At 38.8% G+C, this 25,910-nt stretch carries 25 protein-coding genes; 6 read left to right on the top strand and 19 right to left on the bottom strand.

Annotated elements, in window-relative coordinates; genetic code table 11:
- Nucleotides 1-3: 3 nt before the first annotated feature.
- The 5 genes from Q5O24_09965 to Q5O24_09985 all read right to left on the bottom strand — a co-directional run bounded on the left by Q5O24_09965 (nucleotide 4) and on the right by Q5O24_09985 (nucleotide 3,754).
- On the bottom strand, nucleotides 4-774 hold the full coding sequence (locus Q5O24_09965) for a cobalamin biosynthesis protein CobQ (GenBank protein WKY46701.1): 771 nt from the start codon (nucleotides 772-774) through the stop codon (nucleotides 4-6).
- Nucleotides 774-2,126 (bottom strand): MurT ligase domain-containing protein, encoded by a 1,353-nt coding sequence (locus tag Q5O24_09970; GenBank protein ID WKY46702.1) that lies wholly within the window; start codon nucleotides 2,124-2,126, stop codon nucleotides 774-776. Before Q5O24_09970 ends, Q5O24_09965 begins: the two co-directional genes overlap by 1 nt.
- Nucleotides 2,127-2,157: 31 nt before the next feature.
- The gene (locus Q5O24_09975; GenBank protein WKY46703.1) at nucleotides 2,158-3,147 is read right to left on the bottom strand and encodes a potassium channel family protein; all 990 of its coding nucleotides are present in this window, start codon (nucleotides 3,145-3,147) and stop codon (nucleotides 2,158-2,160) included.
- Nucleotides 3,148-3,218: 71 nt separating this feature from the next.
- Nucleotides 3,219-3,500 (bottom strand): GIY-YIG nuclease family protein, encoded by a 282-nt coding sequence (locus Q5O24_09980; GenBank protein WKY46704.1) that lies wholly within the window; start codon nucleotides 3,498-3,500, stop codon nucleotides 3,219-3,221.
- 86 nt (nucleotides 3,501-3,586) lie between these two features.
- The gene (locus Q5O24_09985) at nucleotides 3,587-3,754 is read right to left on the bottom strand and encodes a zinc-ribbon domain-containing protein (protein ID WKY46705.1); all 168 of its coding nucleotides are present in this window, start codon (nucleotides 3,752-3,754) and stop codon (nucleotides 3,587-3,589) included.
- 313 nt (nucleotides 3,755-4,067) lie between these two features.
- Here Q5O24_09985 and Q5O24_09990 point away from each other — a divergent pair, with 313 nt between their 5' ends.
- The 4 genes from Q5O24_09990 to Q5O24_10005 all read left to right on the top strand — a co-directional run bounded on the left by Q5O24_09990 (nucleotide 4,068) and on the right by Q5O24_10005 (nucleotide 8,737).
- The gene (locus tag Q5O24_09990) at nucleotides 4,068-5,171 is read left to right on the top strand and encodes an aminopeptidase (protein WKY46706.1); all 1,104 of its coding nucleotides are present in this window, start codon (nucleotides 4,068-4,070) and stop codon (nucleotides 5,169-5,171) included.
- A gap of 128 nt (nucleotides 5,172-5,299) precedes the next feature.
- Nucleotides 5,300-6,973 carry a glutamine--tRNA ligase/YqeY domain fusion protein gene (locus Q5O24_09995; GenBank protein ID WKY46707.1) on the top strand — a complete coding sequence of 558 codons (1,674 nt, stop codon included), beginning with the start codon at nucleotides 5,300-5,302 and terminating at the stop codon, nucleotides 6,971-6,973.
- A gap of 9 nt (nucleotides 6,974-6,982) precedes the next feature.
- The gene (locus Q5O24_10000; GenBank protein ID WKY46708.1) at nucleotides 6,983-8,287 is read left to right on the top strand and encodes a phenylacetate--CoA ligase; all 1,305 of its coding nucleotides are present in this window, start codon (nucleotides 6,983-6,985) and stop codon (nucleotides 8,285-8,287) included.
- Nucleotides 8,288-8,299: 12 nt separating this feature from the next.
- A complete protein-coding gene (locus Q5O24_10005) occupies nucleotides 8,300-8,737 on the top strand; it encodes an amino acid-binding protein (protein ID WKY46709.1) in 438 nt (145 codons plus the stop codon).
- 66 nt (nucleotides 8,738-8,803) lie between these two features.
- On the opposite strand, the gene Q5O24_10010 is transcribed toward Q5O24_10005, so the two are convergent.
- The 13 genes from Q5O24_10010 to Q5O24_10070 all read right to left on the bottom strand — a co-directional run bounded on the left by Q5O24_10010 (nucleotide 8,804) and on the right by Q5O24_10070 (nucleotide 22,326).
- A complete protein-coding gene (locus Q5O24_10010; protein WKY46710.1) occupies nucleotides 8,804-9,979 on the bottom strand; it encodes a hypothetical protein in 1,176 nt (391 codons plus the stop codon).
- 51 nt (nucleotides 9,980-10,030) lie between these two features.
- Complete coding sequence (locus Q5O24_10015; GenBank protein WKY46711.1) at nucleotides 10,031-11,455, bottom strand: FAD-linked oxidase C-terminal domain-containing protein; 1,425 nt, start codon at nucleotides 11,453-11,455, stop codon at nucleotides 10,031-10,033.
- On the bottom strand, nucleotides 11,436-12,650 hold the full coding sequence (locus Q5O24_10020; protein WKY46712.1) for an electron transfer flavoprotein subunit alpha: 1,215 nt from the start codon (nucleotides 12,648-12,650) through the stop codon (nucleotides 11,436-11,438). The genes Q5O24_10015 and Q5O24_10020 overlap by 20 nt, the downstream gene beginning before the upstream one ends.
- 10 nt (nucleotides 12,651-12,660) lie before the next feature.
- Complete coding sequence (locus Q5O24_10025; GenBank protein WKY46713.1) at nucleotides 12,661-13,449, bottom strand: electron transfer flavoprotein subunit beta/FixA family protein; 789 nt, start codon at nucleotides 13,447-13,449, stop codon at nucleotides 12,661-12,663.
- Between the two features lie 258 nt (nucleotides 13,450-13,707).
- Nucleotides 13,708-14,325, bottom strand: a complete 618-nt coding sequence (locus Q5O24_10030) for a V-type ATP synthase subunit D (protein WKY46714.1) — start codon at nucleotides 14,323-14,325, stop codon at nucleotides 13,708-13,710.
- An 11-nt stretch (nucleotides 14,326-14,336) separates the two neighbouring features.
- Nucleotides 14,337-15,722 (bottom strand): V-type ATP synthase subunit B, encoded by a 1,386-nt coding sequence (locus Q5O24_10035; protein ID WKY46715.1) that lies wholly within the window; start codon nucleotides 15,720-15,722, stop codon nucleotides 14,337-14,339.
- 9 nt (nucleotides 15,723-15,731) lie between these two features.
- Nucleotides 15,732-17,522: a V-type ATP synthase subunit A gene (locus Q5O24_10040; protein WKY46716.1), complete on the bottom strand. Its 1,791-nt coding sequence runs from the start codon at nucleotides 17,520-17,522 to the stop codon at nucleotides 15,732-15,734.
- Nucleotides 17,523-18,140: a V-type ATP synthase subunit E family protein gene (locus Q5O24_10045; GenBank protein ID WKY46717.1), complete on the bottom strand. Its 618-nt coding sequence runs from the start codon at nucleotides 18,138-18,140 to the stop codon at nucleotides 17,523-17,525.
- Between the two features lie 12 nt (nucleotides 18,141-18,152).
- Entirely contained in the window at nucleotides 18,153-18,455 is a 303-nt protein-coding gene (locus Q5O24_10050) for a V-type ATP synthase subunit F (GenBank protein ID WKY46718.1), read from the bottom strand.
- A gap of 1 nt (nucleotide 18,456) precedes the next feature.
- Nucleotides 18,457-18,897, bottom strand: a complete 441-nt coding sequence (locus Q5O24_10055) for an ATP synthase subunit C (GenBank protein ID WKY46719.1) — start codon at nucleotides 18,895-18,897, stop codon at nucleotides 18,457-18,459.
- 11 nt (nucleotides 18,898-18,908) lie between these two features.
- On the bottom strand, nucleotides 18,909-20,882 hold the full coding sequence (locus Q5O24_10060; GenBank protein WKY46720.1) for a V-type ATPase 116kDa subunit family protein: 1,974 nt from the start codon (nucleotides 20,880-20,882) through the stop codon (nucleotides 18,909-18,911).
- Between the two features lie 20 nt (nucleotides 20,883-20,902).
- Complete coding sequence (locus Q5O24_10065) at nucleotides 20,903-21,949, bottom strand: V-type ATPase subunit (GenBank protein ID WKY46721.1); 1,047 nt, start codon at nucleotides 21,947-21,949, stop codon at nucleotides 20,903-20,905.
- Nucleotides 21,950-21,972: 23 nt separating this feature from the next.
- Nucleotides 21,973-22,326, bottom strand: coding sequence for a hypothetical protein (locus Q5O24_10070; GenBank protein WKY46722.1), 354 nt, complete (start codon nucleotides 22,324-22,326; stop codon nucleotides 21,973-21,975).
- 233 nt (nucleotides 22,327-22,559) lie between these two features.
- On the opposite strand from Q5O24_10070, the gene Q5O24_10075 reads away from it, so the two are divergent.
- Nucleotides 22,560-25,139 (top strand): heavy metal translocating P-type ATPase, encoded by a 2,580-nt coding sequence (locus tag Q5O24_10075; GenBank protein WKY46723.1) that lies wholly within the window; start codon nucleotides 22,560-22,562, stop codon nucleotides 25,137-25,139.
- Between the two features lie 2 nt (nucleotides 25,140-25,141).
- On the top strand, nucleotides 25,142-25,411 hold the full coding sequence (locus Q5O24_10080) for a metal-sensing transcriptional repressor (protein WKY46724.1): 270 nt from the start codon (nucleotides 25,142-25,144) through the stop codon (nucleotides 25,409-25,411).
- Between the two features lie 92 nt (nucleotides 25,412-25,503).
- Here the strand turns inward: Q5O24_10080 and Q5O24_10085 are convergent, their stop codons facing one another.
- A complete protein-coding gene (locus Q5O24_10085) occupies nucleotides 25,504-25,833 on the bottom strand; it encodes a hypothetical protein (protein WKY46725.1) in 330 nt (109 codons plus the stop codon).
- Nucleotides 25,834-25,910: the final 77 nt, after the last annotated feature.

Genomic DNA, 25,910 nt, shown 5'->3' on the forward strand with positions numbered 1-25,910 from the left:
GCTTTACCTGATTCGCCCCGCGACTGGTATAAGGTGGGATTCTTTTTTCTCGATCAGATCGGTTTTAGTTCTCATGGAAGCCATCTCCAATTGGTTATCTCGTTCTATATCAAACGCTAGCAGATTTTTGTTCTCTTCTATCAGATTTACGATTTCACAGGTCAACCAGGGATTTCCCACCAGGATCGGCCCGAGTGTGTTGGTGAAAATAGCCTGACCATGAGCTACTCCTTCAAAGCGTGTTTCACCAGTATTTCCATATCCATAATGAAGTAGACCAAAAGGAGACTCATCACGTAAAACCACATTCATCATCTGAATCTGATTGCCAATGATTTTCATTTCTTTCCCGTGATACCGGCATGAAAAATAAAGATCATCTCCGTAAACATGGTCCTTCTCCTCTACTTCAATATCGATCAGATGAAGCCCTTCAATATTAGTGCCGTCATCTCTTTTAATGAGTCTTCCAAATAAACTAATCGAGGTCCCTGTTACCAGCAAAGGCCGCTTTTCCATAAAACTCAAAAACTCTTCTCGCACCGGTTTCAAGTATTCAATGATTGTTTCAAAATATATCATTTCACCAGGTGGGCAAAAAAGAACATCATATTCCAATGGATGAAAATCTTTTGTATCCAGGGTTATTTTATCAATTTGAGGTTCATATCCACGTCGTCGACATTCAAACTCCAGGGCTAGCATGTTACCCCGATCACCATGAAGATTAAACGTATTGGGAAAGAGCCAGCCAATTTTTATAATAGTTGCCATTAGAATGCTCCCCCTTCAATAAATTTTTTCATTTTTTCAAAGGTAGACAGCCAGGTGATCAGATAAACATTATCCGTTTTAGCTTTTTCAATCTCGGCAAAAATCTCCGGAATAACATCACTGTTCATTATCGTAATTGCCCTTCTGTCCACTCCTTCATAAATCAGGCGGTTTGCCGTGTCAAAAGCAACATGCTCTGAAAAACAAAGATAACGCTCCACGCTGGATTTAACCAGAGGACCAAAATCGCAGTCAAAAGCATAAAAAGTATTGGCATAATCTGGAACAAAATCACATAGTTTATACAGTCCCAGTGCAAGCATTTTGTCTTGTGAATCTGATGCAACAATATTTAGTGCACTTTGAAGGGTATCAGGATTTTCCTGCTTAATTCGCATATACTTAATTGTCTTGCCTTTGTAATGAAGAATTTCAAAACGTCCGCCAATATTTTTAAAGCTGTCAAATGCTTTTGTTTGCTTTTCTTTGGAAACCCCACATACACCTTCACAAACCGCAACTGCTGCCGAATAATTATAAAGCATAAAGGGCAGATCATAGGGCATTTTAAAAGAAATATCTCCCATGGCAAATGTTTTATTCCCGTAATCAATATTCTCTAAATAATAAGCTGGCTTTTCCATGCTCTTGTAGCCACAGTGGTGACAAATAAAAGGACCTACGTTATCAACATGAAATTCTTTAAACTCAATGTCATGAAAACAGATCGGACAAGCCATACTTGGATAATCATCTGACTTTTTAAAAGATTCCTGATGGTGATCCACACCATAATAAATGACATCTTTAGATATCTGATCAAATGCTCGGGATCTTGGTTCTTCATTATTTAAAATCAGCCTCATTTGGGGATTAATTATTTCTTTTAGTTTTCTCACAATGAAATCAGGGTCGCCATTTCTTTGCACCTGATCCTTTTGCAAATTCGTAATCATCAAATTTTTTGCCGGCAATTGGGCATAAATCAGCGGCAAATAACGCTCGTCTGTTTCAAATACGAAATAATCGGCATTCAAACGGCCTGTCAAACTAGCTTCTTTTGCCAGACTAGTCGCAATCCCTGCTAAAAGATTAGCACCCTCCAGGTTGGAAATCACTTTTTTTCCGCTTTTTCTCAGGATATGAACAATCAGATTAGTACTTGATGATTTCCCATTCGTTCCAGTGACAAAAATCACATTATTACAATCGATATTTTTAAAATGTTTCACAAACATAGGATCAAATATTAATGCTTTTTCACCGGGAAGATTTGTTCCCCGATCCCTACTGACCAGGCTGATTAATACATTTATTATTTTTGCCAGCCATAATGCCAAATAAAATTTCATTTTAAATTATTATTCCTTTCACATTTACATATTATTCTTTCTTATTATAGAGCCGGGATCTTATTTTTTCCAGACTAATTTCATCTTCTTCAGAAACGTTACGGGCAACTTCCGCAGCCCCTGACACCACAGCTCCCACAAAGCAGGCTGTACTAAAGAGACTGGAGAGTCCGATGATCATTGCAACAATCTGAGAATAAACTTGTCCATTAACAGCAACTGGAAATATATCACCATACCCTATCGTTGAAAAACTCACTATCAGATAATATAACATATCAAAGGCACCAAGACTACGATTAATATCAGAATAATAAAATCCAGGTTCAATTCTATAACAATTATATACCATCAGATAGAGAATAATCAGCTGACAAAGCACTAAAATAAGCATTCCCTTTAAAATACTGGCTGTCTCCTGATTTTTCCGGCGCATGGATACCGAACTTCTGATACTGTGCGGATTTGCGATTGCCCTAATCATCACTGAAAAGATCAGTCCCAACGCAAAAACCAGACCTATTAAACCGATGGGCAAAGTGGGGGGGATTACCATTCCTGAAAACAGCACAAAACAATGACCTAAAATGAGATAGTTAATCAGGTCCACGTGCCTTGACACAATGTCATCCTGGAACTGATCCAGACGGACGAAAAATTTCTGTGTGAAGAAAACAATGGTCAGAAAAATCAGATAGCTTAAACCAATTCCAACCAGTTGGGAAGCCGTTATCAACTTATGCTTATTAATTACAATCATCGAAATTACAAATAAAATAGCTGCAGCTGTTATCATTCCCCGACGATGGTAGGAGGTTGCCAACCGCAAAAAAAACATTCGTACCGGTCCCAACTTTAATTTTGGATCGTTCTTCAGCTTTTCTTTATAATGGTTTCTGTTTTTGAAAAGATACATCTCAAATAAAAAAAGACATAGAATGAAAATATCATAAGCAATAATGATAGCATTTCCACTGGCTAAGTTTTGATCTGCCGGCAGATCTGTAATCAGGTTTTCCATTTCTACCCTCTCTTTTCTAAATATATCAAGAATACCTTCATGACACATTTCCTTTCTTGAATTTGAGATTACTAATCTCTTAATATTTCAAGAATTGACTGGTTCTTAATTGTTTCAATTAGTTTAACTTTTTGAGTTCGACTCTTCTTTTTTATCGCAGCCTCGCGGCTCATAGCCTCACTTTTTCCAGAAAGTTCTTCAAAATAAACAAGTGTTACCGGCAAACGACCACGAGTATATTTAGCGCCTAGTCCCTGATTATGTTTTATAAGCCTGGCTTTTAAATCAGTAGTATATCCAGTATAAAAACTTCTGTCACTACATTTTACGATATATACATAGGCTTTGTCCATCTTTCTTAATTCCTTTTTCTACAATATTTTACGAAATTGCATTAAAAAAAGATCCCCAGCACAGGGATCTTGTTCTCTCACATCAATTAGAAACTACTATTTCTTGGTCGTCTGGTCTGTTTTCTCTTTGTTCGACATTCGCGACATCTTTTAGGTTCATTATCAAAACCTTTTTCTTTGTAGAATTCCTGTTCTCCAACAGTGAAAACGAATTCTTCGCCGCAATCCTGACAGATTAGAGTCTTGTCTTCCATGAGTTACCTCCATTAGATTTGTGTACAGGGCTGATTATTTCTGTTAAAATGGAGCATGGACATAGTAGTCTTAATGTAGTTCCCATTTACGAATTTTTAATCAATTTCTATACTAACAGCATTATACACGATTACATAAATTTTGTCATCATTTTTTTATCTTTTTTATTGAGTTCAGTTAAACTTTCGTATATATTAAAAACAGACCTTACTATTAACAAAATTAGTAATTCAAAGGTTCAAGAAAAAAACTGTTAACAACATATTCACATTAATCTTTGTAATATATTTAAGGCACAAAAAGGAGAAACAAATGCAAGATATCAGACTTAAACAGTACGCAAAAACACTGATTCATTATTCACTCTATGTTCAAAAAGACGAATGGGTAATCATCCGCGGTTCAGAAATAACCATGCCCCTGATTACTGAAGTATATCGGGAAGTCTTATTGGCTGGCGGTCACCCAACGGTCATGTTAACACCCGAAGGCTTAACGGAAATACTTTTAAAGGAAGGCAGTGATGAACAACTGCGTTTCAATTCACCAATTATGCTGGAAGCCTATCGAAAGGCCGACAAAGTCCTGACAATTCTAGGCAGTCAGAACTTAAAAGCACTGTCTTCCATCCCGGGTGAGCGAATTACTTTTCAGAAAAAAGCCTCAGCTCCTATTAATACCATTTATAAAGAACGGGTTGCACAAGGAGAAATGGACTGGACACTTTGTCTTTTTCCAACTCAAAGCGGCGCTCAAGAAGCTGGAATGTCTCTTTCAGAATATGAAGATTTTGTTTACGATGCCTGCTTTTTAAATCACTCCAGTCCGATTGAATCCTGGAAAAAACTTCACGATGAACAACAAAAAATGGCAGACTTCCTAAGTAAAAAAAGTGATTTTCGAATTATTGCCGTCGACACCGATCTGACTCTTAGTTGCGCAAACCGCATTTGGGTTAACTCAGATGGTCATCATAATTTCCCCAGTGGTGAGGTCTTCACCGCCCCCGTTCGAGAAAGTTTGGATGGCCATATTCGTTTTTCTTTTCCCGGCATTTACAGTGGTAAAGAAATTGAAGACATCCGTCTCACATTTAAAGACGGAAAAGTAACAGATGCCTCTGCCGGCAGAGGTGAAGATCTGCTTTTATCACTTTTGGATACGGATGAAGGTTCCCGTTATGCCGGTGAGTTTGCCATTGGCACAAATTACGGAATCGACCGCTTCACCAGAAATATGCTCTTTGACGAAAAAATTGGTGGAACAATCCATATTGCCTTAGGTAGTTCTTACCCCGAGTGCGGTCCAGTTAATGAATCCCTGCTGCACTGGGATATGCTTTGTGACATGAAAAACGGCGGCGAGCTTTTTGCTGATGGTGAGTGCTTCTATCGAAACGGTCAGTTTCTCAAATAATTTTATTGCAGGGCATCAAGTTAAGGCAATTTAGTCATTCCTTTTCCTTGATGCCTTTTTGGCGCATTCGATTGAAAAAACGCCGTTTCTATGGTATCATGATTCGATATGAAATCAGGAGGGATTTAATGGAATCTACAGAAAAAAACACAAATTTTATAACCAGTGCCATCGATCAGGACATCAAAAATAAAGTCTATGCAGACGACCGGGTTCATACCCGTTTTCCTCCAGAACCTAATGGCTATCTACACATAGGCCATGCCAAGGCCTCACTCCTTAATTTCCGAATTGCAAAACAATATAAGGGACAATTTAATTTGCGATTTGACGATACTAATCCCGTAAAAGAGGATACAGAATACATTGATTCGATCATCGAAGATCTTTCCTGGTTGGGAATCGACTGGGAAGATCGGCTTTTCTATGCCTCCGGTTATTTCGACAAAATGGCATCATATGCCGTAGAACTAATCAAAAAGGGTCTGGCCTTTGTTGATGATTCAACGGCTGAAGAAATGCGAACGCAACGCGGTACTTTAACCGAGCCAGGAACTGAAAGTCCCTATAGAAACCGTGGCATCGAAGAAAATCTTGAGCTGTTCGAAAAAATGAAAGCTGGCCAATTACCGGAAGGATCCAGGGTCCTGCGGGCAAAAATCGATATGAAAAGCCCTAATATGAATATGCGTGATCCGGCTATTTACAGAATTCTTCACACCAAACACCATTCGACAGAAGAAGACTGGTATATTTATCCGATGTACGATTATGCTCACCCTATTGAGGATGCCATCGAAGGTATTACTCATTCTTTGTGTACTTTAGAATTTGAAGATCACCGCCCATTTTATGAATGGGTATTAAACAACATAGATGATTTTAAAAATGAACCACCCCGTCAGATTGAATTTGCCAAACTTAACCTGACTAAAACCATCGTTGGAAAGCGCTATCTAAAACAGTTAGTTGACGAAAAAATTGTCGACGGCTGGGATGACCCTAGACTTTCAACCATTTCCGGACTACGTCGACGAGGCTACACACCAGAAGCCATTCAGGCTTTCTGCGAAGCCATTGGTGTGGCCAAAACCAACTCGACCGTAGATATTGCCATGCTCGAACATTTTATCCGCGATGACCTAAAGTTAAAAGCACCACGTTTAATGGCTGTTATGGATCCTCTTCTTGTTACCATCACCAATTATCCTGAAGATGAAGTAGAATGGCTGTCTGTCCCACTAAACCAGGAAAACCCTGAAATGGGAGATTATCAGACGCCCTTCAGTCGACAGATTTATGTGGAACGATCTGACTTTATGGAAAACCCTCCTAAAAAATACTATCGCCTCTATCCAGGCAACGAAGTACGGCTAAGAGGTGGCTATTTTGTTACCTGTACCAACGTAATTAAAGACGAAAATGACAATATTTTAGAACTTCATTGCACTTATGATCCAGCTACTAAATCAGGCAGTGGTTTTACTGAACGTAAAGTGAAGGGTACTATTCATTGGGTTTCTAAAACACACGCTAAGCCTGTCGAAATTCATGAGTACGATTATCTTCTTGACGATGCTGAAACTATCACTAAGGAAACCTTTCTCTCTGCCATTAATCATGACTCTTTAAAAATTGTCAAAGCTCTGGCTGAACCAGCTGTTCTTGCTGCAAATGTCTATGAAAAATTTCAGTTTATAAGAAACGGTTATTTCTCGGCTGATCCCAAATACTCAAAACCAGAAGCTCCGGTCTTTAACCAGATCGTACCGCTTAAAAGCTCCTGGAAACCACAAAATTAAGGAGGCGTTATGAAAATCTGGTCAGATAAAGAAACCTTATCCCGTGATGAAATTAAGGCAATCCAATTTTCACGATTAAAAGAAACATTGCACCGAGTATACGATAATGTCCCTTATTATAAGCAAATGTTTATTGATAATAGCGTCCATCCCGATGATATAAAATGTCTTGAAGATATGCATCTGCTTCCTTTAACGACTAAGGATGATCTTCGAAAAAACTACCCCTTTGGTCTGTTTGCCAAACCTAAAAATGAAATTGTCCGCTATCATGCCTCATCAGGTACGACAGGAAAACCAACGGTTGTCGGTTATACCAGAAAAGATATGGAAGTCTGGACAGAAGTTATTGCCCGCCTGGTAACCATGGCTGGCGTTACCGATGCTGATACCGCGCAGATCACCTTTGGTTTCGGTCTTTTTACCGGTGCCTTTGGTCTTCAACAAGGCCTTGAAAAAGTAGGAGCTGGTGTTATTCCCATGTCTTCAGGAAACACGCAAAAGCAGATCATGATCATGCAGGATTTTCAAACCACTACCCTTATCGGTACCCCCTCTTACGCCCTGCATCTGGCTGAAATAGCCTATGAGATGGGTATTGATCCCAAAAATGATTTGTTTCTTAAATATGGCCTTTTTGGTGGAGAAGGGTCAACAGAAGAAATGCGTAATAAATTAAATGAAGCCTGGGGAATTTTTGCCACTGAAAATTACGGTATGAGCGAACTAATCGGTCCTGGTGTCGCTGGCGAATGTCAGGCACTTACGGGAATGCATTTATGTGAAGATCATTTTATTGCCGAAATTATTGACCCCAATACCCTGGAAGTTCTTCCGGAAGGCTCAGTTGGCGAGCTGATCATAACCCCAATCAGCAAAGAAGCACTACCCTTAATTCGATACCGAACCAAAGATATTACCCGATTAGATTCTAAGCCCTGTTCCTGTGGTCGAACAACAACTAGAATTGCAAAACTTTCCGGACGCACCGATGATATGCTCATCATTGGCGGTGTCAATGTCTTTCCTTCCCAGATCGAGGGTGTTCTTCTGGGAATCGAGGGTATTGGCAGCAATTATCAAATTCGGGTACTTAAAAAAGGCTATCTTGATAAAATCGAAATTGATGTTGAGGTTGCCAACAGTGATCTTTTAGATTCTGTAACGCTTTTGGATGCCCTATACAATGAAATTTCCAATAAACTGCGGACGGTATTAGGTATTCATGCCGGTATCCATCTGGTTGAACCAAAATCATTGACTCGTTCTGAAGGTAAAGCGAAACGGGTCATCGATCTGAGAAACGAAAAATAAGGGAGGCCAAAAATGCTTATTAATCAGTTATCTGTATTTATCGAAAATAAAAAAGGGCGTCTCTGTGATATTACAAACACCTTGAAGGAAGCCAGTGTTGACATCCGAGCCATTTCAGTCTTTGAAAGCTCTGAATTCGGAATTCTTAGAATGGTTGTGGATCAGCCTGAAATTGGGGCTGAAGTTTTGCGCAATTCAGGCCATGTGGTTAAACTTGCTCAGGTTCTCGCTGTTGATCCCACCGATAAGATCGGCTCTTTAAATGATGTATTTTGTCTGCTTTATGAACAAAACATCAACGTTGAATATGTCTATTCCTTTGTAATGCCCAACAATAATGGGGCTCCTCTAATTATTCTTAAAACAGATGATCAGGAACGTGCTATTGAAGTCCTAAAGACTTCAGATGCTATTCTAATTCCAAGTGAGAATGTCTATCAACAAAAATAGGCCATAAGGTTTATTGTTTCAATCTAAAAAACCGGCATAAGCCGGTTTTTTAATGCAATCTTTATCCTAGGCATCCAATTCGTCGCCTTTTTTCACAAATTTATGATAAACAAAATGAATAATAAACGGAATCCCTACTGCAATCAGGGTCCCATAGCCAAGATAAGCGTAGCCTTTTGAAATCAGCGGTAATAGTCCAAATTGGGCAATCCCAAAAGTAAATAGCGTTACTACTAGTGCAAGAATAGTATTTCGTTTCATCCGATTGGCATCAGATTTTTCCACATTCTCATCGCGCCGTTCAAGGGCATCTACGATACGAGTTACCAAACCGGCAATCATATTTACTCCCGTTGAAACCGCTCCTAGAATAATCAGAATTGAAATTATCGGTGTCAGTACTGATGAACCTACCCCAGTCTGAACCAGAAGCACCATCGGCACTGTGGCTTCTTTAAGTTCCGGTAAATAGGCAATCGCCAAAAGGCCAAATACTGCCAGCATCATACATGCTGCATTGATTATAAACATGTAGATTACACTCATATTGATCTGCTTTTTGTCCGTTGCCGGTTTCACATGCTGATACATTAACCCAACAGATGCCAATTGAAAAAGCGCATAAACTATTGCACGCCATAACGCACTTCCAAAACTGCCGTCCTGGGTTGATGCAACTGGCATAATTCCCTGACTCAGATTGTCGATTGCCAGCATAATCTGATCCCATTGAGAAATGATATTAGGTAAAAGTACAACCACCAATCCCAAGATAATTAAAACTGAAATTGTCGCTGCCGCTTTTCTAACCATCCCGGTTCCAAAAAGGACGATCACAAATATTCCCAAGCCGATAATCAAAGTACAAACCATATAAGGTATTCCTGTCAACATATTCAAGGTTGACCCACCAGTTGCAAAAGCGACTGCCGGCGCCAGACAAATCAGGAATAAATAAATGAATTCATAAAGATTTGAAAAAATATTCTTATATCTTCCATAGAACTTATCTGAAAAGCTTCGATAATCATAGGTTTTGTTTTCATAAGCATACCGAAGTCCATACCAAAAAAACATAGCCAGTAATCCCTGTGCCACGAATGGCATAATCAATGTCCAGATACCATAATTGATAAAATACTGATAAATCTGGGCTCCCGAGGCAAAACCGCCTCCAAACTGTGTCGTAAACGCGACAAATGCTATGCCGACTGCTAGCGGCATTTTCTCCTTGTTAACCATTAATTTTCCTCCTCATATCCCTTCTAGCTTTATATTTTTGGGAATCATTGTCTAGTTTACTTCTTCAACTGCAACAACTTTTCCAGGGTTTAAAATATTTTTATCATCAAATACCAGTTTTATGGATTTGAATAAACGGTACATGGGCTCACCAATAAATGCCCGCATAAATTCGATTCTTCCAATTCCGATTCCATGTTCTCCAGAAAGCTGTCCACCTAATCGTTTTGATACAGCATAAAGCTCTTCCAGACAAGCCTGGGTATTTTCTTTCCAGAATTCATCAGTCAGATGGGAATCTCTAAGCAATTCTGTATGAATATTTCCATCTCCAGCGTGGCCCACAGTAACAATTCGAATCCCGTGCCTTTGACTGATTTTTTTTGCTTCCATGACATATTCAGCAATCTTAGAACGGGGTACCACCACATCGCATTCTTCCTGGGATACACTATCTGCTTTTAAGCCTTCTAAGGTCGCTGCTCTGACTGACCAGACAGAAGCACTACGTTCTGCTGAATTAGCAATCAATACGTCTTTCGCACCGGATTCAAGACAAACTTCCGATGCCTCTTCCACCATATTTTCCATATCCTCTTTATTGCTGGCATCGATCATAACAATCAGATAGGTGTCAGCAGAACGATCGGGAAAAGGCTTATGTAAATGCTTTTCAACCATATCTAATACGTCTGATTCTGTCAGCTCAATGGCTGTTGGTACAAAAGACATTTTTAAAAGTTTAGGTACTGTATGGATACAATCCTCAACAGTTTCAAAGGGTACCACTAAGGACCAGGTCATTTCCGGTTTAGCTATCAGTTTTAAAGTGACCTTTGTTAGAATACACAAAGTTCCTTCGGACCCAATGATCAGGTCTTTCAAGTCATAACCGGTGGTGTTCTTTACAACATTTGACGAAAAATTTACTATCTCCCCATCTGGAAGAACAGCTTCAATTTCTCTGACATAGTCCCTTGTTACCCCATATTTTACAGCCCGCATGCCACCGGCATTGGTTACAACTGTTCCACCAATCGATGCGGTTCTTTCACCTGGATCAGGCGGATAGAACAATCCCACTTTATCTGCCTCAGCCGCAACCTCATTTAAAAGAGCTCCCGGTTCTGCTGTGATTGTCAGATTATCCATATCGATATCAAAAATTTTATTCATTTTCATAACCGACAGTAGAATTCCGCCGTACTTACAGGTTGCACCACCAGCTAAACCGGTACCTGCACCTCTTGCTGTTACAGGTATATTATTATCATAGGCATATTTCATGACCTTGGAGATTTCTTCTTTATTAATCGCTTCAATAAAAAGATCTGGTGCAAAAACGCCATACTCTGGCATTTCATCATGATAATATTCGCTCTTAATATCTTCTTTTTCGACGATTCGTACTGGATCGATAAATGTTTTAAAATGCGCTAAATCCTGTTCATTTATCTTATGATAGGGAAAAGACATTGGCTTTCTCCTCCTTTTGCTCTTTTAATCGTGTAATTAACGGTGGAATGACTTCATACAAGTCATCATTGATACAATAGTGTGCTAAATTGAAAATCTGAGCATCAGGATTGGAATCAATCGCCACAATATGGTCAGCCTGATTCATACTTGCGGTAAACTGAATGGCACCGGATACTCCACATGTTATGATAAGTTTTGGTTTAACTGTTCTACCGGATAAACCAATCTGATGGGTGGGATCTCCATGACCTTCTTCAACCATCGGTCGTGTAAAACAAAGTTGGCCCCCTAAGACCTCAGCCAATTGTTCAACCATTTTAATTCCTTTTTCATCTTTAACACCACGGCCTGCCACTACCAAAATTTCCTCGTCTTCGATATTATGGGATTTTTCAATTGCTGAAACTTCTTTAATCGTGATGCCTGATGTAATAATTTCCTCTGTTACCTGACTGATAATTATTTCACCTGCCGCTTCCTCTGCCACTTCTGGCGCATCCATGACCTTATAACGAACAGTTGCAAACTGTGGACGGGAATCGGTTGTTAAGATTTGAGCCATAACGTTTCCACCGAATGCCGGTCGAATCTGAACAAGATCAGTATTTTCTTTCATTTCCAATTTGGTACAATCTGCTGTAAGCCCAGTATGGAAACGAGTTGACAATCTCGGTGCCAGCGAACGACCTAGTGCAGTTGCTCCAATTAAAACTACTGAAGGATGCATTCTGGTTATACAATCAGCTATTGCATTTGTATAATTATCGGCTCTAAAGTCAGTTAAGGCTTCGTGTTCGTAAACAAATACTTTGTCTACACCATAGTATCTAAAAACCTCAGCACATTCAGCTGTTTTTTGACCACCAACCAAAACTACATTGACTTGATAGCTGTTTTTTCTGGATAGTCGTTGCGCTTCTCCAATCAGTTCAAAAGTTACCGGGTGAATTTCTCCCTGCTGCTGTTGAGCAAAAACAAGAATTCCACTCCACTGACCTTTATCTACCTGTCCCGCTTTCTGTTCAAAAAAGATCGCTCCTTCTGGGCAAACTTTAACACAAACATTGCACATCCGACAGGATTCGTTAACTTCAATGCCTTCTTTACCCATACTTAGCGCTTCAAATGGACATTTTTCAATACACAAACGGCATAGCGTGCATTTTTCAACATCAAAATGTATAAAATTCATCGGTTTCCTCCTACAGTATCTTCTGGCCAGTCAGCAGATCTACCAGCTGATTGGCTTTTGTCTGACTATCACCCTCAATAAAAACCCTTTCGGCATTTCCTTCAGGAGAAAACATTTTGTCAACCTGAGTGGGCGAACCAATGATTCCAAATCGGGACAGATTTTTGTCTCGCAAATCGGAAAAAGACACGACTTTTACTTCCCTGTCTTTTGTTGCCAGTTTCAGTCGGTATGATGGCAGTCTGGAGACATAAATGTCCTTATCGACAGTAATCAGACAAGGATAAGACATTTCCGACACCTGTACATACCCCGTCAGTTTATGTTCAACCGAAATCTTTGACTCGTCAATAGCTTTTATACCTGAGACCCATGCCACATGGGGGATCCCCAGGTGTTCAGCCATAGCTGGTCCAATTTGGGCAGTATCTCCATCAGTCGTTTGCTTTCCACAAATTATCAGGTCTGCATTTTCAAGTTGTGTTATTCCCTGAGCAAGAGTATAGGAAGTCGCCAAAACATCTGAACCAGCAAATTTTCGATCAGACATAATCACGGCTTCATCAACCCCCATCATATATACATCTTTCATCATTTCTTCAGCCTGAGAAGGACCCATAGTAATTGCAGTTACTGTTCCTCCTACTTTATCTCGAAGCCTTAGAGCTGTTTCAACCGCATACAAATCATAAGGATTGATTTTTGAGCTTTGCCCCATTCGAATCAGAGTTCCGCTTTCGGGATCTATTTCCACTTTAGTTGAATCCGGAACCTGTTTTATACAAACAATAATCTTCATTCATTTTACCTTTCTCACTCATTCATACTTCACTTTAGCACAATAATGTATGCCAGCACTACATATTGTAACATATTATGGGTATATAAAAAAATTGATCTTTTATTGCAGAATCATCGTTTTTAACTTGATTTTTTTATTTTAAATTATTTTTCTGCATAAAAAAAAGAAGGGGTATCTCCCCTACTTTTTAGTGTATTTTTACTGCAAAATCAAATTTCAGATTATGATGACATCTATAACCAATCTCTAATCATTTTATTTTTTTTTGCTTTTTACTTTTTTAAGGCGAAAGAATTCTTCCCTCTCCTTTTCTTCTATCGTTTCCTGAATGTATTTTATCTGCGACTTTAGCCTGGGTATCTGAATCTTATCAAGGGCATTGGCACTTTTCTGGGTTTTCTTAATCTCTAACGAAAGCTTATAAGCCGTAGATTCAACCTGAGCCAAATGATATGATAAACATCGAACATTGTCAAATTTTCTGATTGCCACATCCAGGGCCGGATTATTTTCATAAAAACCGTAAGGTAAAGTCAGTTCACATTCCTTTTTATAATTTATTTCCGGGATATCCACTCCCATTACACTTTTTGCCAGAATATCAAAGGGCTCTTCTTTTTTTACCGATAATGCAAATTCCTCAAGATGGTTAAGTCCCATGCTGATACTTGCCTGCTGTAAAGCTTCATAGGCTTCATTAAACAATATTCCAATTTCTTTTTCGATGGACTCCGCTTCAGTAACTAACTGCATAATTTCCTGAATCAGAATTGTTCTTTTTTTATCGAGCAGGTCATAACCTTTCTCCGAAAAACTGAGAGTCCCTTTAGCTTTGATTAAGTTGGCTTTGGTTGGTGTAATTTTTAGAGCCATACAATCACTTCCTATTCTATATCTTCAGGCAAATATTTCTCAATGTTTTCCGGACTGAGACGATCCAGTTCGGCAACCGGTAAGAGGGATAATAGCTCCCAGCCTAAATTCAGACTTTCCATAATAGTCCGGCTCTCTTCAAAACCCTGGTTGATAAATCTGGCCTCAAATTCACGACCAAATGCCATATATTGTTTATCCGTATCGCTCAAATCCTCTTCACCAATAATCTGCGAAAGATCCCTAACTTCCTGCACTTTGGAATAAGATGCAAACAGCTGGTTAGCAACTTCAGCATGGTCTTCACGGGTATAGCCTTCGCCGATACCATCCTTCATCAGACGTGACAATGAAGGAAGTACTGAAATTGGTGGATAAAGACTTCTTTGGAATAAATCCCGGCCCATTACTATCTGTCCTTCTGTAATATAACCGGTCAGGTCAGGAATTGGATGGGTTATATCATCATTGGGCATGGTCAGAATCGGCAGGAAAGTAATTGAACCTTCCTGAGATGAAAGCATTCCTGCTCGTTCATAAAGAGCCGCTAAATCTGAATACATATAACCTGGATAACCTTTACGGCTCGGTACTTCCTCACGGGCGGATGAAATCTCACGCAAGGCTTCACAATAAGAGGTGATATCCGTCATAACAACCAGTATATGCATATTTTTTTCAAAAGCCAGATACTCAGCCGCTGTCAATGCACATCGGGGTGTTGTGATACGTTCGGCAATAGGGTCATCCGCGTAGTTTACAAACATGACAACCCGATCCATTACATTGGCTTCATCAAAACTTTTTCTAAAGAACTTTTCATCGTCATGTTTTACCCCGATCGCAGCAAACACAATAGCAAAATCCTCTTTTACCCCTTCACCTAAGCGGGCCTGTCTAACAATCTGTGCTGCCAGTTCATTGTGCGGCAGTCCATTACCGGAAAAGATAGGAAGCTTCTGGCCTCGAATCAATGTCGCCAGAGTGTCAATTGAAGAAATACCGGTCTGAATAAAATTTCGCGGGTATTCCCGAGACATAGGATTGATCGGACGACCATTTATGTTCGCTTCAATCTCGCTAAATACATCAGCACCATCATCAATTGGTTCGCCAATACCGTTAAAAATCCGGCCCTGCAAATCAAGTGAAACTGGAAGATTAAAGGCTTCCCCGGTAAATTTAATGACACTGTTTCCAGCGGCAAGACCTGAGGTATTTTGGAACACCTGAATCGTCACCTTGTCTTCTTCAATCTTAATGACTTTGCCTTTTTTAACAGAACCGCTTTGGGCATCAACAATATTAACAACTTCCCCGTAAAATACAACGTCCACATCGGAGATTTCAATTAGGGGTCCCACTACTTTATCAATTCTCAAATACTCTTTTTTCATAGCATCCCCCTAATTTTTCCCGTAACGCGCATACAATGAATCGTAGAAAGTATCCACATCTTCCTGCAATTGATCCAGTCCTGATAAATCATCGTTGGGAATATTATATTTCATCTTGATAAACTGACCAACCAGTTCTGCATTCTTCAGCTGCGAAGTCGGAACTCCCAGTGACAGTCCTTCTTTCCCCTTTTCATATAAATGGTCAATTATCTTAAGCATTCGATACTGTTTTTCCAACGGAACATAAGTATCATCCTTATTATAAGCATTTTGCTGCAGATAGCCGACTTTAATTATTCGGGCAATTTCTAAAACCCAGCGCTGATCATCAGGCAAAACATCTTCACCAACCAGCATAACCATTTCCTGAAGTTTATTTTCTTCAAATAATAGTTCCATCATTTTGTTACGCAAAAGCATACAATCGTCGGCGACATTATCCTCATACCATTCGGTCAATATTTTTATATAACCGCTATAGCTTTCCAGCCAGTTAATGGCCGGATAATGTCTGGCGTAAGCAAGACTTTTATCAAGCGCTAAAAAGACATTTACAAAGCGCTTGGTATTTTCAGTAACCGGCTCGGAAAAGTCCCCACCTGCCGGTGAAACAGCACCAATAATGGTAATGGAGGCATCTGCACCGGAAAGGGTTTCTACGCTCCCAGCCCGCTCATAAAACTCAGCAATTCGGGAGGGCAGATAAGCTGGATAGCCTTCTTCAGCAGGCATTTCTTCAAGTCGTCCGGAAATTTCTCTTAGTGCCTCCGCCCAACGTGAAGTTGAATCTGCCATCATCGCTACCGCATAACCCATATCTCTAAAATATTCTGCAATAGTAATTCCGGTATAGATACTGGCTTCTCGGGCTGCAACCGGCATATTAGAGGTATTGGCTATCAGTACAGTTCTCTCCATAATTGATTTTCCAGAACGAGGGTCTACCAGGTTAGGGAAATCTTCGATAACTTCTGTCATTTCATTTCCACGTTCCCCACAACCGATATAAACAATAATATCTGCATCTGACCATTTTGCCAGCTGATGCTGTGTCATTGTTTTTCCGGTTCCAAATCCTCCGGGAATAGCTGCAGTACCACCTTTAGCAATGGGGAAAAAGATATCTATAACCCTTTGCCCGGTAATAAGAGGAACAAGTGTTTCGCTTCGGTAGGCTGTCGGTCTGGGTGTTCTGACGGGCCAATCGTGAGCCATTTTTAAATCAATCATTTGTCCATCGAAAGTTGAAACTTTAACCAGTACATCTTCAATGGTATAACTGCCATTGGGAACAACTTCAGAAACCGTTCCGGAAATCCCCGGCGGAACCAGAAGCCGATTTTCAATAACATCTGTTTCCTGAACAGTCCCAAATATGGCCCCTTCCATCAGTTCATCGCCCACTGATACGGTTAAAGATGTGTCCCATTTTTTTTCTTCATCAATGGATAAAAGCCCTATTCCTTCAGGAATAAAAATCGGTGACAGATTCTGTATTCTTTTAAGAGGTCTTTGAATCCCATCAAACATATTTTTTAGCATACCCGGCCCCAGCTTCAAACTCAACGGACGGCCTGTCGCCATGATTTTCTCGCCAATTTTTAAACCTTCAGTTTCCTCATAGACCTGAATGGTTCCGATATCGCCTTCCAGGACAATAACCTCACCAATCAAGCGCAAATCTCCAACCATTACCATTTCCCGCATTTTAAAGGAGGACATATTTTTTCCTTTGATAACCGGGCCGTTAATGGCAGAGATGATCCCTTCAAACTGTTTTTCTTCAATTACTGCCATTTAGTTCACCTTCTTCATAAATCCGTTTAATGTCATTCCAATGGTTTTGTAATTGCCCTGAATCAGATTTTCGATACTAAAATTAATCTGTATTCTGCCTTCGCCATCTTCCACCATCAGACCGCCAATACAGCATTCATGGTCTTCCATCTGGTATTCTATTTCGTAGGCTGGTAGCTTATCCTGAGCAATCTCCTTTATCAGCTCATGATCCTTCTGATTGCAGCTGATTCGCAATTTATCAGTATTTTTAAACACTTCCGGAACCTCTTTTAAGCAAGACTCCAGATACTGTTTATAGGCATCACCTTTAATCAATTGATTAGCTTTTTTTAGGATCAGCTCGTTAAAATCTTTGAGAATGATATTTTTTTCAGCCAGTTCCAAATTCTTAGCTTTATTTTTTCCCTGTGCAATAATTTTGTTCTTATCACGATAAATAACGCGATAACTTCGTTCTTCAATGGCATGTTTTTCCTTTTTTAAAAATGCCTCTGATTGCTCAAGGAGTTCTTTTTGTTTATTTCTGGCCTCCTGAATAATGTCTTTGCCCCAGGTCCGTTCTTTTTTGATTAAATATTGGGTAAAAACCCGAAGTTTCTCTTCTACTGAAATCATCACATCACATCCTTACAGTCCCACCGATTCTTTTATGTATCGGGTAATCATTCCCTGATCACGCTGATAACCGTGTCGATCCGGTATCACTGAAATCAACGGGACAAAATTTTTCGCTTTTGCTTCCATGACCATCGTTTCAATCATCAAAAATGCTTTTTCAGTCAGATAAACAATACCAATATCCTTATTTTGCAGAGCATTTTTAAACGCTTGCTCGATTTCCGGTTTTGTTTTGATATAAACACCTTCAACTCCTGCAAGTTGCATTCCTAAAAAAGAATCTCTGTTTTCGCTGATTAAAAAAGACTTCATTTTAAAGACTACCAAGAATCATAATAGCAATAATCAGACCATAGATAGCAACACCTTCAGCAAGACCAACAAAGATCAGAGTTTTCCCAAGAATTTTCTGATCTTCAGAAACAGCTCCCAATGCTGCAGAACCAACAACACCTACCGCATAACCGGCACCGACACAGGCAAGTCCAGTTGATAATGCAGCAGCCAGGTAACCAAAGCCTGCATCAGAAAAACCACCGGCCGCACCAGTTGTAGCAGCTGATACTGCATTTGGTGCCAGTATGATCAGGGCAAATGCTACTAAGGGGACAAAAGTTGACAGATTAAACTTTAAAAAACGTTTCAGCTTTGCTTTACGGGCATCACAATCAGCAGCTAAAAAATAAATTCCGCAGGCAATGGTTCCCAACACCAGCAAACCTGTTCCAATAGTAATTAATGTTAATAAACTCATGTTCATTCTCCTTAAAATAAATTAATCTGAAGTCTTACCGGAATAAATTCTACACCATCTCCGGTATAATATTTACTGAATAATTCATAGAATTGAAGACGCAGTGCCTGAATAAAGACAATTAAACCTTCCAGTGCAATTATAAGAACGTTGGCAAAAATCAGAATTCCAGCTCCAATTAGTTCATTATGAACCATAATAGCCAGAGTCTGAAAAGCCATAAATAAACCAACATGGGTCAGAGCAAATGCACCAACTCGGATGAAAGACAAAGTATTGCTGAGCATTGCCAACAACATTTCAAATAATTCAAACCCACTTTCCACATAATAATCAGATGCACCTTCATCATATAATGGTTTATGATAAATAAATGCGTTAACCAGGGGTTCTCTGATTAATACAATAAAGACTAAAATACATGCCGTAAAGATCAGGACTGGATTTAGTACTGAAGCGAATGACATACCTGTCAAATTCAAACCAGCCAGTGCCAGAATTGAACTATATAAGAAGAATCCGCAGAGACCGTTCTTTCCAAAAAGTCCTTCTTTGTAATCTTTTATTTTTAATTTGTTGGCAATACTGTAAATATACGCTATCAGTAGCATACCAATACCAATTATTACCCCGGTAATCAATACTGTATTTTCATCGTGAAAAGGAGAAACCCAAAGAGGGGTTAATAACTCTTCGTTTCCAAAGATACTGCCATACATAAAGCCGAAAAAAGAGGCTATCAGTCCTAAACGAATCAGCACTTTTCCAAGTTCAACACCTTTTCTTCCTAAAATAAAACCTGCCAATGCCATTACCATCCCCTGCCCTACATCCCCAAACATAAATCCGAAGCAAAGCAGATATGAAATACTTAGAAACGGGGTCGGATCAAGCTCATTATAAGAGGGAACCCCATACATCTTTACCAGATTTTCAAAGGGTTTGATCATCCAGTTATTTTTCAACTTAGTTGGTGTTTTTCCTGTACGGTCTTTGGGATCTGAAAACATGATAATTATATCAGGGTAACGAGATAGAATTTTTTCCATTTTCTGCTTCTCTTTTGCCGAAATCCAACCTGAAAAATAAAAATTTTCTTCGCTAAATGCCATACTTTTCTTAATAACACTTAAATTGGCAAAAAGTCCAATGGTATTGTAAGTCTCGACAGCGGCTTCCCTATTTTCTTCGAGTTGTTTAGAAAAACTGCTTGAAAGTTTGCGGTATTTGATTTCCAACTCACTGATTTCCGATTTGATCAGTTTGAGATTTTCTATCGGGGAGCGACTGTACTTTTCATTAAAACCTTCGATTGTTTTAAAGTTCAAGGCTTTTAAAATTCTATCTGATTCAATTTCCAAATCCTTAGGAGAAATTATCACAAATACTTCTTCATTACCGTCCTTGGTGTTTCCAACATGAAAAACAATAGAAGTCACGCTATTATAAATGCTTTTTAAACGGGATGCATTATCCTTTGATACCGATCCAATCTGATATGAAAAGTTCTCCATCCCATCAAGCTCAGCCATGTCTACTTCAAGACCGTCAAGATAGGAATATGCTGTCCAGCTTTTTTCCAGGGACTTCAATTGTTTTTCCATTTCCTGAAGTTCTGCATATTCTTTTCCCAAAACAGCTTCAAATCGATTCAGATTTTCCATTGCCGCTTTCAAATCACAAGGCTTCTCGGCAATGGCAAGCATATCCAGTTTCAGACTATTTTGATAAAGTTTATCCATTTTATCAATTATTTTGAGAAAATTCTTTTCATCCATCATTGCTTCGCCAGACATCAGCTGAGCAAAACCCAATAACTCACCAATGTTTTCTTCACGAATCGGAAGTATAAATCGTCCGATATCAATTTCGTGCATGGCATCTACAACTTGTATGTCATTGAAAAGAAACATGTCTCTGGCAAAATCATCCACATAGGAAATCTTACCAACAACATCCATCATAATTACATTTTCAATTGCCATAAAACTCTTCCTTTCACATTCTATTCAAAGAATCTGATTAAATATTTTTTTGTTTCCTCCGGTTCCATTTTGTATCGCTTGCTTTCGATAAGCGACGTAATATCTTCCACTTCGAAATCAAGTAATCGAATATACGCGATCACCAGAGAAATTCCGTCGCCCCGTTTTGCAAAAAGATTCATATACTGATAGTACATAAAACGTTCGCGACGTCTTTCCATAAACAGATCTATCGTTTTTTCATGATTCAAAAGAAAATAATAGGCTGAATTCTCAAGCAGCGTTTTCATTTCGGAAACATTTTTCGCGGTAATTAGCGCATTCAATTTTTCTTCATTCAGCTCATATCCCCCACGCAGCGAATAGGCAATCAATTCCTCCCTGGATAATCCGTAGAATTTTTTACCACGATAAACCCAAATCAGATTTAAAAGATCAATATTTCTCCTTTGAACTTGAATTAAAGCCTTATTTGCTTTTTGATCAATTTTAAGTAGGTGATTTTTTAACAAATCATAATAATATCGGTCAAGATTTTTTTCAATCATTATCAGCTCTTCATTATCGGTAATATTTTTATAAATTTCCAATACCCGATAATAGTCAGTCCCGATAGTAAGCTTTTTAAAACTTTCCCAATCTTTTGCTTTCAATAGTCGATCAAAAGGGAGCTTTGTATGAATTTTTGAATAAATCATTAACGGGCTTAACTTTTCCAGATCCTCATTTCTTGACAAACCGCGAATCAAAACCCTTAAGGACTCGACCTCTGATCTAATCAGAAAAGTTTTTAGAAATAGCTTGTCATTTCCGGAAAGATAATGCATGAGTTTCTCAATTTGACTTATTTTCAGATCATTAAGATGTGCTTCTATTTCAGTTCGATGAAGCGTCTGAGGGTCCATATTTTTTAAAAACTCGCCATAATAGGTATGATCACGTAAATAGATAAATACATCGCTTAGGCTTTTCATTTTGATCAGTTCCTGATACTGATCTTCTCTTATTTTTCTGGCTGTCATAGCCAGAACTTTCGTATTGACACAGGAAAATTTACTATTTGACATATCTTCACACTTTTCCTTAAGAATTATAATTCGCTACTCAGTGAAATATTAAACAGTTTTTCCAGTACTTCAACAGCTTTTTCGTCTTTTTTCTCATCATAACTTTCATGAAGTCTTTTAATTTCTTCTTTCATTTCGTTGACAATGGACTCACGCTCTTGTCTGGCACTTTCAATCTGCGACTGATAATTCTGATCTGCTATTAAATGCGCCTGTTCAAGTTCTGTTTTTTCATGTTCTTTTACTTGAGCTTTTGTACGAGTTACAATAGTCTCAGCTCGAGCCGTTACATTTTGCTTAATCCGAACCGCTTTAGAATCAAGATCGATAATTTCGCGAATCACTTTATTGATATCTGCATCATCACTATGTAACATATAAGCCTCCTTTCTGTCAGATCCTTTAACTATAGAAATTTATACCCAAACTCCTTCATTTCATTATAGCACTAATAATATTTCTATCAATCACAAATTTAAATTTACTATAATGGCTGTAGTTAAATTATCTTTAAGAATTATTAATAAGATTTAGTAACTTGACAACAATAAGAAATAGGTGTATTATTGAATTGCCCCTCCCTACCAGGGGTAGGAAAGGAGCACTGTATATGAAACAACAATTTAAAATAGACGGCATGACCTGTACCGCCTGTGCGGCAGCTATTGAAAGAAAAGTTTCTTCAATGGAAGGGGTATCAACCGCCGTCATCAATTTCTCAACCGAAAACCTTGTTGTCGAATATGATGAAAGTAAAGTGTCTTATGAACAGATTATTGATGCCATTATTATGCTTGGTTATGGTGCGACACTTTTAAATCAGGAAAAAAAGGAAAACGGTCCGCCTCCTAAGTCCAGAACTCAAGACGTTAATCAGCAATTAATGGAGGTAAAAAGGCGACTAATCTACTCAATTATATTCACAGTTCCGCTTTTTTATCTGGCCATGGGACCAATGATCGGTCTTCCAATTTTTGGCTTTTTGTCTGGACAAAAAAACCTTTTAATCAATGCTCTGACGCAAATGTTTTTAACGATTCCCGTTATGATTATAAATCGTCAATTTTACACAAATGGGTTCAAGGCACTGATTAAAAGAATTCCCAACATGGATTCTTTGGTCGCTGTTGGTACCACTGCTTCATTCGGTTATGGGATGATAGTATTATATGCACTTTCTTATGGCTTTTCTTATCAGAATACTGAACTCATTCACCAGTATGCTCACTCGCTTTACTTTGAATCAACAGCAGTCATTCTGACCTTGATCACTTTAGGAAAATATTTTGAAACGAGAGCAAAAGGACGTACTTCATCAGCCATCGAAAAACTAATTGAACTGGTACCAGATTCTGCACGTATTCTAAAAAACGGTGAGGAAGTCGAAGTCACTCTTGAAACGCTACAGGTTGGCGATACCATTATTATTCGTCCAGGCGATCGTATTCCTGTTGACGGTAAAATTATCTCAGGAAGTTCAAGTATCGATGAGTCTTTACTGACCGGTGAGAGTATTCCTGTAGAAAAAAAGGTAGGTGATCAGGTAATTGCCGGAAGCATCAATAAAACCGGCGCTTTCAAATTTAAAGCTGAAAAAATCGGTCAGGATACAACTTTAAACCGTATCATCAAACTAGTCGAAGAAGCGCAATCTTCAAAAGCACCTATTGCCAGAATTGCTGATGAGGTGAGTCGCTATTTTGTGCCAGCAGTGATGGGCGTTTCTCTTTTAAGTTTTCTTATTTGGTTATTGCTGGGCTATGGTTTTTCATTCGCACTTGGTATTGGTATTACTGTTCTGGTTATTTCCTGTCCTTGCGCTTTAGGACTGGCCACTCCAACCGCCATTATGGTTGGAACCGGAAAGGGCGCCGAAAAAGGTATCCTATTTAAAAACGGACCTGCTCTTGAAATACTTGGTAAGTCTAAAGCGATTGTCTTCGATAAGACTGGAACTTTAACAGAAGGAAAGCCCTCAGTTACAGATTTATTGATTTTTGATAAAGATATTTCCGATAATGAACTAATTACTAAAATGGCTTCTATTGAAAAAATGTCAGAACATCCACTAAGCGAAGCTATTTTAAAATATGCTAACGATCTTCCTTTGCTCGCAGTAGAAAAATTCTTAGCGATTCCGGGAATGGGTATTTCTGGAGAAATCAATAAAACGATTGTCTTAATAGGTAATCCAAAAATGATGCAAAATGATGATCTAAGTTTAAATGAAGAAATTATTGCTGCTTATAATCAATTTTCCGATGCTGGTAAAACACCGCTCTTAGTTGCCTGGGATCGCGAGATAAAAGGGATTGTAGCGGTTGCCGATACTATCAAAGCAAACAGTCGGCAGGCTATCGCAGAACTCAAAAACATGGGGCTTGATATACATATGTTAACCGGTGATAATGAAAGGACTGCAGAAGCAATTGCCAAAAAGTTCAGTATTGAACATGTCAAAGCAAATGTCCTGCCTGATGAAAAGTCTGGAGTCATTATGGCCTTACAAAACAAGGGACAGCAAGTCATCATGGTTGGTGACGGAATCAATGATGCACCTGCTCTTGCACAAAGCGATGTAGGAATTGCTATCGGTAACGGAACTGATATTGCAATTGAATCTGCAGATGTCGTCTTGATGCAAGATGATCTTTTGAATATTGTCTCTGCTGTTCAACTCAGCCGGGCAACTTTGAAAAACATCAAACAAAATCTTTTTTGGGCTCTGATTTATAATACCATTGGAATCCCAGTCGCTGCGGGTTTGCTTTATATCCCTCTCGGTTTGACGCTCAATCCGATGATCGCCGCGGCTGCTATGAGTTTAAGCTCAGTCTCAGTCGTCCTTAATGCTTTATCCCTTAAAGCTTTTAAACCTAAGTTTGTAACCAAAGCAGAAATTGTAAAAAAAGAGGATGTTCCTCCAGCCATAATGGTAAATGCTGAAATGGCAGAAATGAAGAAAGAAGGAATAAAAATGAAAAATTTTGTACTTGAAGTTAAAGAAATGAGCTGTCAACATTGTGTAAAACGGGTAATGGGAATTTTACAGGAATTTGACTATGTCAAAAATCCTGAGGTTTTACTTGAACAGGCAGAAGCAAAATTTATGGCAGCTGAGGATACTGACCTGTCACCACTGGTTAAAGCTATTAATGACGCTGGATATCCCGCAACTATAAAGGAATAGCAATGTCAAAAATCGACCGGACTAAAGAAACAAATCTCCTGAAAACTGCCCGCGGCCAGATTGATGGTATTCTTAAAATGCTTGAAGATGACCGTTATTGTATCGACATTTCTAAACAAATTTTAGCAGTAACAGCGATTCTTAAAAAAGCAAATCTGGAAATTCTAGAAAAACATTTGCAAAACTGTGTGAAAGAAGCTTTTGTAGAAGGAAAAGGTGATGAAAAAATCGATGAAATCATGCTGATTCTAGACAAATATTACCAAAAATAAAAACAGTCCAGAAATCAATGATATGACCCCCATTTAAGTAGATTGTGTTTATCGTTCTACTTTAGGGGATCATATCAACGTCTGGACTATTTTTATTTTTTTAGTTCGATTGAAATGGGATTCATAAAGGGCGGCATACTCATACCCATCTGATTTTTTACAGTGACGGCAATCGTTTGCCCTACTTCAGGTTCAAAGTCTAAACCTTCTAAACCATCCAAATTTATACGCGCCTGATCATAGTTTTCATCATCAAGTACCGTTACTAAAAGTTCAGTATCGCTGACTTCATCAATCTCTGCAGTAAAGGATATACCATCTACAGCCAAGTCAGTGGTTTCTGTGCTGCTATCAGAGGCACAGCCTGTTAGTAACCCAAAAGCCAATAACACGATAAGACTTAAACCAATTCTTTTTTTCATTTTATCCTCCTAGTTTTAAATAAATCGTCTTCCCGCTTCCCACGCAAACACTGACTTTAAAAGTAATTATTTATACA

The sequence above is a fragment of the Eubacteriaceae bacterium ES3 genome, from assembly GCA_030586155.1.
In the GTDB taxonomy this organism is placed as follows: domain Bacteria; phylum Bacillota; class Clostridia; order Eubacteriales; family Eubacteriaceae; genus Acetobacterium.

Bases quoted from the DNA above. Each gene is read 5' to 3' on its own strand.
- Q5O24_09980 (WKY46704.1), bottom strand. From the start codon at position 3,500: ATGGACAAAGCCTATGTATATATCGTAAAATGTAGTGACAGAAGTTTT.
- Q5O24_10015 (WKY46711.1), bottom strand. From the start codon at position 11,455: ATGTCTTTTCCCTATCATAAGATAAATGAACAGGATTTAGCGCATTTT.
- Q5O24_10030 (WKY46714.1), bottom strand. From the start codon at position 14,325: ATGGCTCTAAAAATTACACCAACCAAAGCCAACTTAATCAAAGCTAAA.
- Q5O24_10040 (WKY46716.1), bottom strand. From the start codon at position 17,522: ATGGCAGTAATTGAAGAAAAACAGTTTGAAGGGATCATCTCTGCCATT.
- Q5O24_10065 (WKY46721.1), bottom strand. From the start codon at position 21,949: ATGTCAAATAGTAAATTTTCCTGTGTCAATACGAAAGTTCTGGCTATG.
- Q5O24_10075 (WKY46723.1), top strand. From the start codon at position 22,560: ATGAAACAACAATTTAAAATAGACGGCATGACCTGTACCGCCTGTGCG.
- Q5O24_09970 (WKY46702.1), bottom strand. From the start codon at position 2,126: ATGAAATTTTATTTGGCATTATGGCTGGCAAAAATAATAAATGTATTA.
- Q5O24_10085 (WKY46725.1), bottom strand. From the start codon at position 25,833: ATGAAAAAAAGAATTGGTTTAAGTCTTATCGTGTTATTGGCTTTTGGG.
- Q5O24_10070 (WKY46722.1), bottom strand. From the start codon at position 22,326: ATGTTACATAGTGATGATGCAGATATCAATAAAGTGATTCGCGAAATT.
- Q5O24_09995 (WKY46707.1), top strand. From the start codon at position 5,300: ATGGAATCTACAGAAAAAAACACAAATTTTATAACCAGTGCCATCGAT.
- Q5O24_09965 (WKY46701.1), bottom strand. From the start codon at position 774: ATGGCAACTATTATAAAAATTGGCTGGCTCTTTCCCAATACGTTTAAT.
- Q5O24_10050 (WKY46718.1), bottom strand. From the start codon at position 18,455: ATGAAGTCTTTTTTAATCAGCGAAAACAGAGATTCTTTTTTAGGAATG.
- Q5O24_10025 (WKY46713.1), bottom strand. From the start codon at position 13,449: ATGAAGATTATTGTTTGTATAAAACAGGTTCCGGATTCAACTAAAGTG.
- Q5O24_10060 (WKY46720.1), bottom strand. From the start codon at position 20,882: ATGGCAATTGAAAATGTAATTATGATGGATGTTGTTGGTAAGATTTCC.
- Q5O24_10035 (WKY46715.1), bottom strand. From the start codon at position 15,722: ATGAAAAAAGAGTATTTGAGAATTGATAAAGTAGTGGGACCCCTAATT.
- Q5O24_09975 (WKY46703.1), bottom strand. From the start codon at position 3,147: ATGGAAAACCTGATTACAGATCTGCCGGCAGATCAAAACTTAGCCAGT.
- Q5O24_09985 (WKY46705.1), bottom strand. From the start codon at position 3,754: ATGGAAGACAAGACTCTAATCTGTCAGGATTGCGGCGAAGAATTCGTT.
- Q5O24_10045 (WKY46717.1), bottom strand. From the start codon at position 18,140: ATGATTTCAGTAGAAGAGAAACTTCGGGTTTTTACCCAATATTTAATC.
- Q5O24_10020 (WKY46712.1), bottom strand. From the start codon at position 12,650: ATGAATTTTATACATTTTGATGTTGAAAAATGCACGCTATGCCGTTTG.
- Q5O24_10010 (WKY46710.1), bottom strand. From the start codon at position 9,979: ATGGTTAACAAGGAGAAAATGCCGCTAGCAGTCGGCATAGCATTTGTC.
- Q5O24_10000 (WKY46708.1), top strand. From the start codon at position 6,983: ATGAAAATCTGGTCAGATAAAGAAACCTTATCCCGTGATGAAATTAAG.
- Q5O24_10005 (WKY46709.1), top strand. From the start codon at position 8,300: ATGCTTATTAATCAGTTATCTGTATTTATCGAAAATAAAAAAGGGCGT.
- Q5O24_10080 (WKY46724.1), top strand. From the start codon at position 25,142: ATGTCAAAAATCGACCGGACTAAAGAAACAAATCTCCTGAAAACTGCC.
- Q5O24_09990 (WKY46706.1), top strand. From the start codon at position 4,068: ATGCAAGATATCAGACTTAAACAGTACGCAAAAACACTGATTCATTAT.
- Q5O24_10055 (WKY46719.1), bottom strand. From the start codon at position 18,897: ATGAGTTTATTAACATTAATTACTATTGGAACAGGTTTGCTGGTGTTG.